The sequence below is a fragment of the Microcoleus sp. bin48.metabat.b7b8b9.023 genome, assembly GCF_013299185.1.
Taxonomy (GTDB): domain Bacteria; phylum Cyanobacteriota; class Cyanobacteriia; order Cyanobacteriales; family Microcoleaceae; genus Microcoleus.
In genome coordinates this window covers 1-11597 of the sequence record NZ_JAAFKG010000102.1, presented here as the reverse complement: position 1 = coordinate 11597, position 11597 = coordinate 1, and the positions used below count along the sequence as shown (strand labels likewise).

At 43.7% G+C, this 11597-nt stretch carries 12 protein-coding genes and 1 pseudogene; 5 read left to right on the top strand and 8 right to left on the bottom strand.

What is annotated here, in order from left to right; translation table 11 throughout:
- The first annotated feature begins 1006 nt into the window (after nt 1–1006).
- Entirely contained in the window at nt 1007–1444 is a 438-nt protein-coding gene (locus tag QZW82_RS31365) for a helix-turn-helix domain-containing protein (protein WP_293158055.1), read from the top strand.
- A gap of 698 nt (nt 1445–2142) precedes the next feature.
- On the opposite strand, the gene QZW82_RS31360 is transcribed toward QZW82_RS31365, so the two are convergent.
- Nucleotides 2143–2499, bottom strand: a complete 357-nt coding sequence (locus QZW82_RS31360; protein WP_293158052.1) for a metal-sensitive transcriptional regulator — start codon at nt 2497–2499, stop codon at nt 2143–2145.
- A gap of 221 nt (nt 2500–2720) precedes the next feature.
- Entirely contained in the window at nt 2721–3935 is a 1215-nt protein-coding gene (locus QZW82_RS31355; protein ID WP_293158049.1) for an RNA-guided endonuclease TnpB family protein, read from the bottom strand.
- 300 nt (nt 3936–4235) lie between these two features.
- Between QZW82_RS31355 and QZW82_RS31350 the strand changes: the two genes are divergently transcribed.
- Together QZW82_RS31350 and QZW82_RS31345 are read left to right on the top strand one after the other, a co-directional pair.
- Nucleotides 4236–5516: an HhoA/HhoB/HtrA family serine endopeptidase gene (locus QZW82_RS31350; protein ID WP_293158046.1), complete on the top strand. Its 1281-nt coding sequence runs from the start codon at nt 4236–4238 to the stop codon at nt 5514–5516.
- Nucleotides 5517–5794: 278 nt separating this feature from the next.
- Nucleotides 5795–6274, top strand: coding sequence for a hypothetical protein (locus QZW82_RS31345; protein WP_293158043.1), 480 nt, complete (start codon nt 5795–5797; stop codon nt 6272–6274).
- Between the two features lie 28 nt (nt 6275–6302).
- On the opposite strand, the gene QZW82_RS31340 is transcribed toward QZW82_RS31345, so the two are convergent.
- The 4 genes from QZW82_RS31340 to QZW82_RS32375 form a co-directional block, all read right to left on the bottom strand.
- Nucleotides 6303–6977 carry a response regulator transcription factor gene (locus QZW82_RS31340; RefSeq protein ID WP_293158040.1) on the bottom strand — a complete coding sequence of 225 codons (675 nt, stop codon included), beginning with the start codon at nt 6975–6977 and terminating at the stop codon, nt 6303–6305.
- Entirely contained in the window at nt 6883–7965 is a 1083-nt protein-coding gene (locus QZW82_RS31335) for a HAMP domain-containing sensor histidine kinase (protein ID WP_293158037.1), read from the bottom strand. Before QZW82_RS31335 ends, QZW82_RS31340 begins: the two co-directional genes overlap by 95 nt.
- 488 nt (nt 7966–8453) lie before the next feature.
- Nucleotides 8454–9044, bottom strand: a complete 591-nt coding sequence (locus QZW82_RS31330) for a cytochrome b (protein WP_293158034.1) — start codon at nt 9042–9044, stop codon at nt 8454–8456.
- 301 nt (nt 9045–9345) lie between these two features.
- Nucleotides 9346–9591: a type II toxin-antitoxin system PemK/MazF family toxin gene (locus QZW82_RS32375; protein ID WP_366665114.1), complete on the bottom strand. Its 246-nt coding sequence runs from the start codon at nt 9589–9591 to the stop codon at nt 9346–9348.
- 197 nt (nt 9592–9788) lie between these two features.
- Here QZW82_RS32375 and QZW82_RS31325 point away from each other — a divergent pair.
- Nucleotides 9789–10845 (top strand): ISKra4 family transposase gene (locus QZW82_RS31325; RefSeq protein WP_293158031.1). Its coding sequence is split into 2 segments (ribosomal slippage): nt 9789–9955 and nt 9954–10845, totalling 1059 coding nucleotides; the frame shifts between segments, so codons are not numbered across the junction.
- A 77-nt stretch (nt 10846–10922) separates the two neighbouring features.
- Here QZW82_RS31325 and QZW82_RS31320 read toward each other — a convergent pair.
- Nucleotides 10923–11066, bottom strand: coding sequence for a hypothetical protein (locus QZW82_RS31320; RefSeq protein WP_293158028.1), 144 nt, complete (start codon nt 11064–11066; stop codon nt 10923–10925).
- A gap of 141 nt (nt 11067–11207) precedes the next feature.
- On the opposite strand from QZW82_RS31320, the gene QZW82_RS31315 reads away from it, so the two are divergent.
- Nucleotides 11208–11384, top strand: coding sequence for a hypothetical protein (locus tag QZW82_RS31315; protein ID WP_293158025.1), 177 nt, complete (start codon nt 11208–11210; stop codon nt 11382–11384).
- Between the two features lie 9 nt (nt 11385–11393).
- On the opposite strand, the pseudogene QZW82_RS31310 reads toward QZW82_RS31315, so the two are convergent.
- A pseudogene (locus QZW82_RS31310) lies at nt 11394–11597 on the bottom strand (hypothetical protein); the annotation flags it as partial.

Below are 11597 nucleotides of genomic sequence, written 5' to 3'. Positions count from 1 at the left end.
TCGCAAGACTCTTTGTTATTCTAAATGTGAGGAAATGCTCAAGCATTCTATTAAATTATTAATACATTACTTGAAGTTTGACGATATTCCCATTCCTGGAGCATTCATACCTTGATTCAGCAACGCCAAAATTTTAACAAAAATGTCAATCTTATCGTACTTCCTAACTAAATCAAAGAATTCTCGCTGGAAAGTGCGATCGAGGCCATAACTTTTTATGGCTAGTTGAGGTTACTGAGTATTTGTGTGATAACGATCACTAATTAATGTTAGTAGTATCACATAGAAGCAACGTTTTCGATCACGACAGGCAGGCGAAAATAGCCGATAGTGGTACTGTGATGTTGAAAATTTGACAATCCCACGGTAGACGTGTTTTACTCAACTGGCGATCGAGCAAGTAATTTCACAGAGGCCTGCCCGCGTACCGTGAAAGTTGGTTGCACCGTCACTCGGCGCGATCCGCTTCGGCCCATCAGAGTGCTAATGTCTCAGGATTTCTCACAAAGGGAAAGCCAGAAATACACTTCTGGGAGCAGTAGAATCTGTGTCTAAATGTGCTTATAGCTAGCGTACAGACCAAGGTTATATGCTAGCTATAAATTGCCAAGACATTCGCAAAAATTACCCAAAAACACCAGGAAAACCATGATATATGTTTAACAAAAAGAGAATAAATGGTATTCCTTAAAAGTCAACTATTGCAGCTAATGTTGCGGTCGATCAGTTAACTGATATCAGTATTAGCAATGATGCTTGTGCCATCCAATACCAAACTGACTCATAAACCGGGTCTTTCACCAAAAGACGCGTTCCAGCCCTTGCTCCAGGTAAAAAAAACAAGCTTCTGAGCATCTGAGTAAGTCCAGGCATGAAAAAGTTTAATTGAGATAGCTTGTCTATTCCTTTCTTGGCAAGCAAAAGGCGAGCATTTAGGAGGGGAGAAGATTTTTCTCCCCAGTCAAAAAAACAATTGTATAGTGCGAATCCTCGTGAGGTAATTGATATGGCTGGAGTATGTAAACTTAGCATCACAGAGACCACAGAAGAACTAAAAAGCCTGTTAACCGAACAAAAAACGGCAAGCGGCTTTCAAAAAATTCAAGCACTTTACCTGTTCAAAATTTGTCACGTTAAGACAGTTAAAGAATTGGCAATGACGATCGGCGTAAACCGCATTACTGTGCAGCGGTGGCTGAGAAAGTACAGATCTGATGGACTTGAAGGACTCCTGGAAACCAAGCACAGCGGTGGCAGGAAGCCGGCGATTCCTCCTCTGGCCCGCGCTAGTTTGGCAATGCGCCTCAGCGATCCCCAAAAAGGCTTTAAAAGCTATGGAGAAATTCAAGAGTGGTTGCAGCAGGAATACAGCATAGACGCTTCCTATAAGGCCGTTTACGCAACAGTCAGATACCAGCTCAAAGGCAAGTTGACGAAAGTTTAAATAGACAGTTCATCCCAAGTCTGGTTAATCACCCTCCTATTGTTGATACTCAGAGTTTAAAGCTGTTGATGACTTTGGTTGTCACTAAAAACTCACTACTTCTTTTTGAACTAAGATCGCTCTCACCAACTGCCGATCGTATAAATTATCTGTTGTGCCGATTGGGTTGAGGGGGAAATATTTGATGGTTTTCCCTGGTTGGTGAAAGATTCTTAAGCAATGCGCCCGAACTCATAACTTGCAAGTTGTTGTCTGATTTGCAGGTTTTGTTATAGAAGAAGGAAGTTCGGCAACGGATGTAACGGATGTAAAAGATAGAAGGAAGAAGGAAGAGGGAAGAAGGAAGAGGGAAGAAGGAAGAGGGAAGAAGGAAGAGGGAAGAGGGAAGAGGGAAGAAGTCATCAATAACGGCTTACCTCAGAATGAAAAGAAGGAATAAGGCAGCTTTTAGTTATCTATAGTCGCGAGAGACTTTTATTTGCAATTAATCCCATGAAGAAAGCGATCGCTCGCCAGAACTTCCTAACCCTCAGTCATCACATCAATAACGGCTTACCTCAGGATAAAAAGAAGGAAGAAGGCAGCCTTTAGTTATCGTCGCGAGAGACTTTTATTTGCAATTAATCGGATGAAGAAAGCGATCGCCAGAAATTCCTAACCATCTGATGGGGGTGGTATATGTAAGAAAATGGCAGCGACTAAGGCAAAAACCGATCCAAAGCAGCTTTCAACTCTTCTATTTCGGTATCGATATTGCCTTCTTTAGCGGCCCTGGCAATGCACTGAGTTAAATGTTCGTCAAGAATGATTCTTGCTACGCGATCGAGCGCGCCTCGAACTGCTGCAACTTGCACGAGAACTTCGGGACAGGGACGGTTTTCTTGCACCATTGTTTTGATGCCCCGGACGTGTCCCTCAATCCGAGATAAGCGATTAACCAGCCGCCGCCTCGATTCTTCATCGTGATGGTGAGGGTGGACTGATTGATTGTCGTGATGGTGGTGGTGGGAATTTGAGGGTACGGATTTGTCAGTAGAAGTGTCAGATATAATCATCAGGGTTGTGCCATTTGAGATTTGAGATTTGAGATTTGAGATTTGAGATTGGGGATTTGGGAATAAGTTGTTCCGTAGTGGTTTAGAGCGCTGGACTACAGTTTAATTGTTTTTTTGAAACTGGTATTACTAGGGAAAATTTTCACGTTAGAATTGAGAATATGTTGAGTTTGTGCTGGCTCCAGACTCGTGTATTGTAGCTGTGTGAACGACCCAACACTCTACCCGAAGCGGGTAGAGTGTGGGCTTCCAAGTTCAAGGGCAACAGCCTCGGCGACAGTGGATTTTTGCCCATATCGTTTTGGTCTTACATTGCCTCCCTTGGCAGTAACGCTGGTTCCCAACGTCAATAACCGTAAGCCTTCATTTTTAATATTGATTGCCGCGTTAATGTCTCTGTCGTGTCGATTGCCACAGTGGGCACAGTCAAATTCACGCACAGATAGATCCATTTTTGGCAGCGACAGTAAAGTATTAGAACACAGATGAGATGATGGAAAAAATCGACCTACTTCTAGATAGACTTTGCCTTCTGCTTCTGCCTTATATTTAAGCATGGTGCAGAATATTCCCCAGCCAGCATCACTGATAGATAAGGCAAGATTGTGATTTTTGACCATGTTCTTTACTGCCAGATTCTCGACCACAATCACTTGGTTTTCGTTAACTATCTTACGGGATAGTTTGTGTCGGAAATCTTCACGCACTCTAGCTATTTTTCCGTGGACTTTGGCTACAGCTAGTTTAGCCTTTCGTCGTCTGTTGGTAGTTCGATCCTTTTTCCTGGATAACTTACGCTGTTTGCGTTTGAGGTTACGTTCGTGCTTCTTCAAATGTCGAGGGTTCTGGTATTTCGAGCCATTAGATGTAACTACAAAGTCTAGTAAACCGAGGTCAATACCAATGGCTCTACCATCTTCATTAGCGACTGGGTTTTCTATACCATCATCCATCAGTAGGGAGGCGTAATAACGACCATCAGGCATTCTAGATACCGTCACAGTCCTTAATTTACCAACAAGAGCGCGATGAATTTTAGCCTCAACCACTCCAAGATTACCAGGGAATTTAATCTCAGTATCGCTCAGAATTTTAACGTTCTGAGGGTACTGCATTGATTGTCTACCTTGACGTTTCTTGAAGGTCGGATATCCTGTTCGGCCATCAAAGAAATTGATAAAAGCTTGGGACAGATTAAGTACAGAGGACTGGAGGCATTGCGAATAACACTCTTTGAGCCATTCATGCTCAGTCTTCCATACTGGAATCTGTTTCTTCATCATCAAAGCCGATATACCTTTCCCAGTCTCCTTATAGGTTTGGGACATGGTAGCCAGAGATTGATTCCACACCCATCGAACACAGCCAAAAGCCCCTGCCAAATGACTCTGCTGTTCTTGGGTAGGATAGATTCTGACTTTGACTGCTTTTAACACGATGCTTTTATCACAAAATGCTTACATATGATAACACAGATACAGACCAATCAAGGGATTTTGTTCGCCTGCTCATACACCCGCGCATCTCCCGCTGGCTGTGACGAGAGCGCCTTGTGCGCGGGTGCAATCGGCGGACGATCGCGCATTCATCCCGTCGCTCACGGATTGTACAGGTAGAGCGCGGGGATGAATGCTGTTTCAGCTAAATATATTTAGGATCTTGATAGCGGGCGATTATTGAGTCCGATCGCACGCACGCCTTTACTAGAATAACCCAGACTACCCAATATTGACGCTATGCGACTATTTAAGTTTTTTGGATCCGCACCCCGCACCGATCGCCCTTTCGCCCTCATTTTAGCAATGACGATCGCCCTGAGTGCTCTCTTCATCAATGCTGCATCCGTCTGGGCCGCTGGCAAAAATCAGCCCAACTGGCCCGAAGAGACAGAAACAGCCGTGCAGAAAGTACCTTTGAGTTCCAGGGCAACTTCCCAAAATCCGCAAATGCTCGCACTGCGGAGTCCGGAACTCCCGGCGCAGGTGGCTGCAGATACCAGCAGTTTTGTGACGGCGGCAGTCGATCGAGTCGGGCCTGCTGTTGTCCGGATTGATACCGAGCGCACTGTCAGCCGCAACCTCGACCCCTTAATGGAAGACCCCTTCTTCCGCAGATTTTTGGGAGAAGATTTGCGGAGCATGACGCCCAGACAAGAACGCTTGCGGGGTCAAGGTTCTGGCTTCATCATTGACAAAAACGGGATTGTGTTAACCAATGCTCACGTGGTAGATAAAGCCGATCGAGTAACTGTCACCTTAAATGACGGCCGGACTTTTCCAGGAGAAGTCCAAGGTACTGACGAAGTAACAGATTTGGCTGTTGTCAAAATTAATACTAAAGGTGTTAACTTGCCCGTGGCACCACTGGGAGATTCCGATGCGGTGAAAGTGGGTGATTGGGCGATCGCCGTGGGAAACCCCCTCGGATTTGACAACACCGTCACTTTGGGAATTATCAGCACTTTGAAGCGATCGAGCGCAGCCGTCGGCATTCCCGACAAACGTCTCGATTTCATTCAAACAGACGCCGCCATCAATCCCGGCAATTCCGGCGGGCCGCTGTTAAACAGCAGAGGAGAAGTGATTGGCATCAACACGGCGATTCGGGCGGATGCAATGGGTATTGGGTTTGCAATTCCGATCGACAAAGCTAAGGCCATCTACGCCCAGTTAGCCAAGGGAGAACAAGTCAGCCATCCGTTTTTGGGGATTCAGATGATTGCTTTGACTCCGGAAATGGCCAGAGAGAATAATTCTGACCCCAATGCTCCTTTGATTGTGCCGGAAGTTACAGGGGTGTTAGTGATGCGAGTGATGCCAAATACGCCTGCTGAGAAAGCGGGGATTCGGAAGGGAGATGCGATCGTTCAAATTGAGGGCGAGAAAGTGACTCAACCCGAACAGTTGCAAAATTTGGTGGAAAATAGCCAAATCGGTCAAATTTTGAAACTGAAAGTGCGGCGGGGTTCTCTGACGAAAGATGTGACTGTTCAAACTGCTCAACTGAGAGATTTTTAAAGGATAAGTGGAAGGGGGAGGAATTGTTAAAAATCTCCATAAATAAAGTTTGTAGTGAGGACTTTAGTCCTTCTCTCTTCCTTCTTCCTTCTTCCTTATTCCTTTATATGACACGAATTCAGCTTGCTTATCCCAAAATTCCCAATAGTAAAAATTGCCCTAATAAACAATGTATAGCTTTTGAGAAATACGATGGTACTAACTTGCATTGGGTGTGGTAAGTTGAACTCAGTTGGTATGCTTTTGGTACGCGCCGAAGTAGATTTGACTTGGATGACATGGGAATTTCAGAATTTAATGCTGCACATCCAGGTTTAGAGGAAGCACCTGAAATATTTAGGAGAGATTTTGCTAGTCCTTTAGAGTCTATTTTTCGAGAGAACGAACAGTATCACTGTGCTGAAATTACTGTGTTTACAGAGTTTTTGGGAGATCGATCGTTTGCGGGAATGCACAAACAGGGCGATCGGAAACAATTGGTGCTTTTTGATGTGCAAACCGATCGCGGTATGGTTGCTCCCGATCGCCTTATTAAGGATTTTCGCGGATTAAATATTGCGCGAGCGATTTATCGCGGCAAACTGACTGGCAAATTTATGGATGATATTCGCTCTGGGAAATACAGTGTAAATGAAGGTGTTGTGTGCAAGGGAGGCGGCAGTACGAATAATCCGTGGATGGTGAAGATTAAGACTGATGCGTATATGCAGAGATTGCAGGAAGCTTTTCAGGATGATTGGGAAAATTACTGGGAGTAATATCAAATCTGAAGACTAACATTGCGCATTACTTGTCAGGTTGAAACCGATATCCCATACCCCTAACCGTTTCAATATAATCACCCCCCAACTTCTTACGCAAGTTTTTGATATAAACATCCACAATATTAGAACCAGGGGCATAGTCATATCCCCAAACACGATCCAACAACTGTTCTCGACTCATCACTTGCATCGGGTGACGTAAAAACACCTCAGCTAGGATAAATTCACGAGCTGTCAAGTTCACTAAGCTTCCTTCCACCCAAATCTGGCGGGTAATCATATCCAAGGTAATATTGCTAACTCTAAGCTTCGTTTCCTCCTTCATTTTGGGTAGATGTTGGTTTCGCAACTGGACCCGAATTCGAGCTAACAGTTCTTCAAAGCGAAAGGGCTTGGTAATGTAATCATCAGCGCCGCCTTCTAGGGCTGTAACAGTATCTTCTACCCCATCACGAGCAGTCAAAACAATTACAGGCAAATATTCTCCTCGCCCTCTTAGTTCTCTGATTACTGCCAACCCATCGATATCGGGAAGGCCTAGGTCAAGGAGCAACAGGTCAAAATCTTGACTATCAGACATCTCAATGGCTGCGCGGCCACTTTTAATAATCACCGTCGTGAACCCGTGAGCCTGTAGCCCGGTCTCTAAAAAATCCGTAATACGGGGGTTGTCCTCGACAATCAGAATCCGATTCATGAGAAACAATTTCCTGTGTAGAAATCAGGGGAATCACAATTGTGAAAGTAGATCCGTAATTCAGGCGACTGGATAGTTCAACTCGGCCGCCGTGAGCGCGAGCGATCGCCTCGACGATGGACAGCCCCAAACCAGCCCCCTCCGAGCCGGAATCATTGTTAGAAGCGCGGATAAAACGTTTAAAAATCCGTTCTCGATCTTCAGGAGCAATTCCCTTTCCAGTATCGCGTACCCAGAAATGGATGTAGCCACCAGTCGAAGTCGAGCCAAGAGCAATAGTATCCCCCTCTTGCGTGTGCCAGACAGCGTTCTGAACCAAATTCATAATTGCTTGGGTGAGGCGCTGGCGATCGACCATCACAAAACTCAAGCCCTTAGACTCCAATTGCCAGTTCCGATTCGCCAGAGTTTTTGTTTTGAGATATAGCTCTTCCGTCAACCAGTCTAAATCTTCGAGCTTCGGCTCAAGGAAATCTGGTCGCTCCGATCGTGCCAGAAGTAGCAGGTCATTGACAAGGCGAGTCATCCGGCTCAACTCATCCATAACCAACTCAATCGTCTCATCTTGCCGATCGGGTCTGTATTTCAACATTTCTATTTGACCCTGAATAACCGTAATCGGCGTCCTCAATTCGTGACTGGCGTCTTTCAGAAACTCTAGCTGGTCATCAAAGGCAAACTGGAGCCGATCGAGCATCTCGTTGAAAGTAGCAGTCAGATCGGCAATTTCGTCTTTTCCTTCGACAGAAATGCGTTGAGTCATATCCGACTCTGTGATTGAGCGAGCAGTCTGAGTAAGTAGGCGCAAGGGAGATAACACCCGTCCAGCGGTAATCCAGGCTAGTAAGGAGAATACGGCCAAAGTTAACAGAGTCACCTTGATTACCAGAATAATTGTCTTTGTCCCAACTTGATAGCGATCGGTCGCATCGTAAACAGCCACAATGACACCATGATTTTTTCCGTCAATCCGGATAGGTTCTGCCAATTGGTAAATAGGGCCATTTGGCGTCAATATCGTGCTTTGCTGGCGTCTATCGAGTTGAGCGAACTTATCGATCTGGTTTGGATTGCGCTTAAGAAAGTCTGGCAATGGATAATGACTAGGCAGATAGATTTGACCATCTATGATTGCGAAAAAGAAATGATTATTCGTGGGAATATAGCTAGACCATAACAGATTGAAACTAGAAGTGATATCTGACTTTTTAGATAACTGAGGATTCATTTCATTCAATGATTTTTGAAACCATGTTACCTCCTGAAGCAAAGAAGTTTGAACCTGTTCTTCTAGTAATTTACAGAAAATCTGACGAGTCACCAAGATAGAAACCGTTATCGTGCAGGATGTTATCAGGAAATACCAAACTAGAATTCGGAACCGGACTCCAGAGAAAACTCGACGCCATCCACTGGGTCGATTAGTCCTTGCAGTTCCACTACTGGTTTTACTAGCGATTGAAAAATATTTGGCTTTCATAGACTATTATTAACATCTATTTCTTTGACTTTACTCTTTTTTGAAACACGCCGCCAAAATCCTTGAACAAACTTCCATTGCTGCACGGTGTGCAGGATAATAAAAGCTAGAAATGCGTAAGCCAACCAAAAGTGTAAACTTCTACCCATGTCAACCATTGCTGCATTCTCAGGGAAAATATCTGGCATGGTGATACAAAAAAAACGCACATTATTACTTTTGAAAGAATTAGAGAAGAAAAAACCCGTAACAGGGGTCACTAACATGAAAAGATATAGGAATGTGTGCAACGCAAATGTCCGAATCCAATCCCCAGTCATCTTTGGTTGACGCCGCGTATATTTACTCCAATAAACGCGGAGAAGGTAAAAAATCCTCCATGTCAATAAAGCCATAGTTAGCACTCCCATACTCTTGTGAAAGTCGTAGAGAGGGTTGCGAATAAATAGCTCTCTTGGCAAGCGAGCCATAAAAGACCCACCTATAAAGATCGCTAGATAGCAAGCTGCCATAATCCAGTGCATAGACCACAGTTGCTTGTAGGCAGATGTCTTTTTAGGTTTAGCTACTTCCTTTGATGAGCTCATCGCATTACTCCTTAGTACAAGATTTACTTTCGCAATACCAAGTAATATGGACGACCTTCGTGAATCGCTAATGAAGCCTTCATGAAACTTTTTTCATCTTTGAGGTCGATCCAGTATTACCTGGTTAAGTGAAGCAAGGTATGACAAGGATTTAAAGCTCTTGACTGTACGGAGAATAACAGATGAAGTTTTATTATAGCTAATTTATAGTTGACTCTGTTTGATATTTAGGCTTGGTGCAATCGGCTTCTGTTTTGCATTAGCCTAATCTTCAAGCTCTAAATATAGATCCAAAATCAGTTTAATTTCGGATATTTGTTGCAAATCCGATTGCCCAAATACAGCGAACAAGTCTACGTTTTTTAAACGTCATCGGATCCACGCAAACGATAAATCTTTCGCTATTAAGACCATTGAGAGTCGAAGCAATTACAGGCAAAATAACAGTTCGCAAACCCTCGTCTGGAACCGCAGAAGTAATGGGTAGAACAGTTACCTTTCTGCGTTGATTAAAAGCAGTTCCTGAAATAATTACCGCTGGTCGCAATACGGTTTATTTAAGATGGTCATTGCGAGGAACGAAGCAATCTCCGTATCTATTTTTCATAGGGTTTTACCCCCAGGGCGGTCTTAAGTAAACGGTATTGCCGCTGGTCGAGTCGGGAGCATCTCAGTTATGCAATAAGTATTTTTACTCAGACAGAAACTATGAGATAATAGGACAAAATATATCAGGAAAAATAGATGACAGCCGAAGAAACTAAAATCTTACAACAACATTTGCAATCTGCTGCCGCCATACTTCTCAAGAATACACCAAAAGAACAACTCCAAAATTTTGCTAGCATTGAACTAGCAGTCAGAGACCATTTACTAACACAAGTAGCACCAGAAATCGGAAATTTTTTTAAACAGCAACAGCCAAACAAGAGCAGGGAGACTCATAGAGATTCAAACCTGTCTGGGAGTATGGCAAGTCAGTGAGAAACAGAGCCAGAAACTGGGATTGAAGAAACGAACCCGATTGAGTCCACAACTCGAAGCAAGTTGCTTATTGCTGAGCGCAAATGTTTCCTACGCGAATGCAGCAAGAGATTTAAAGCAACTGACGGGAATATATGTTGACCATAGCACCCAACAACGTCTCGTCCATCGGCAAGAATTCGCTGAAGTCGTCGCAGAACAAACCGTCACAGATCTAAGTATAGACGGCGGTAAAGCAAGATTGAGGACAGATAAAGGAAAACCTAGTGAGTGGCGAGACTATAAAGCGGTGACTTTACACCAACAAGCCCATGCTGCATTCTTTCAGGAAAATGAAGCTTTGGTAGAATGGGTCAATCGTCAGCCTTTGTCAGAAACGATTACTTGTTTGGGGGATGGTCATCCAGGGGTGTGGAATTTAATGGCGGACATCTCCACACCAGAACAAAGACGCGAAATTCTTGACTGGTATCATCTGAAAGAAAATCTCTACAAGCTCGCTGGTTCTGTGAAGCAGTTAAGAAAAGTTGAAACTAGCCTATGGCATGGCAGAATTAAGAAAGCTATCGCTACTTTTGCAGATTGGGATGCTCAGAAAGTAAAAAACTTTCTAGCTTATCTTGAAGGACATCGACAACGCATACCTGACTACCATTCATTTCAATCTCAAGGAATTACGATTGGCAGCGGTACGGTCGAATCGACAATTAAGCAGATTGGGCGTAGAATTAAAATATCGGGTGCTCAATGGAACCGCAACAATATCTCTCAAGTTCTCAAGCATCGCTGCTCTTATCTTAATCTGGCTTTTGCCTAAGTATTTCTACTTATTTCATAACTGAGATGCTCCCGGTCGAGTCTTACGGATTTCTGTACCAACTGACGGATCGAAATTTACAAGCCAGATGCTTCCCAGTCGGTAATCCCTGCTTGCTGCCATGCTTCATCCTCATCGGTTAATTCATCGCTCAGTTCATCCAACAATAAACAGGCTTCTACCATTGCCTGTTGTTCTTGTTGTTTGCGCCACGCTTGCAATAAAACCTCAACTAGCCGACTGCGATTTCTACACGCTGGCCAATGTAACGCACTAACTCATCTGGCAAAGAGATATAGCAATCCTAAATCATTATCAAGGTTATGATATAATTATATGCAATACTTGATTGTCACAAAAATATGAATAAATTACAACCACAAAAAGACATAGAAAAACAAAAAACTTTATTAGAATATTTTATTGAAAGTGATATTGATGCAAGAGAACTCAAACGAGCAATAGCTGTAAGGATGGCAATGATCGGCCAGTCATACAATGAAATCAGCAAAATATTAGGGTATCGGCTCAATAAGTAGGGGTAGCAGTTAATCTGGCTGCCAAGATAATCCCAACGGATAAAGAGCAGATTTTTCGCGAATAATAGTGGACAGAGAGGGAATAATTCCAAGTTGAGAAATTCGGTCGCGCACATAATCAAAAAAACTGATTCCCAACTGACGTGTAGTAGCAACAAGAGACATAAAAGTATCCCATGCCTGAGTACCCTCAATAGTTTGAGTTGCATAACT

Coding starts and splice junctions, on each gene's coding strand:
- QZW82_RS31365 (WP_293158055.1), top strand. CDS start 1,007: ATGGCTGGAGTATGTAAACTTAGCATCACAGAGACCACAGAAGAACTA.
- QZW82_RS31360 (WP_293158052.1), bottom strand. CDS start 2,499: ATGATTATATCTGACACTTCTACTGACAAATCCGTACCCTCAAATTCC.
- QZW82_RS31350 (WP_293158046.1), top strand. CDS start 4,236: ATGCGACTATTTAAGTTTTTTGGATCCGCACCCCGCACCGATCGCCCT.
- QZW82_RS31345 (WP_293158043.1), top strand. CDS start 5,795: ATGGGAATTTCAGAATTTAATGCTGCACATCCAGGTTTAGAGGAAGCA.
- QZW82_RS31340 (WP_293158040.1), bottom strand. CDS start 6,977: ATGAATCGGATTCTGATTGTCGAGGACAACCCCCGTATTACGGATTTT.
- QZW82_RS31330 (WP_293158034.1), bottom strand. CDS start 9,044: ATGAGCTCATCAAAGGAAGTAGCTAAACCTAAAAAGACATCTGCCTAC.
- QZW82_RS31315 (WP_293158025.1), top strand. CDS start 11,208: ATGAATAAATTACAACCACAAAAAGACATAGAAAAACAAAAAACTTTA.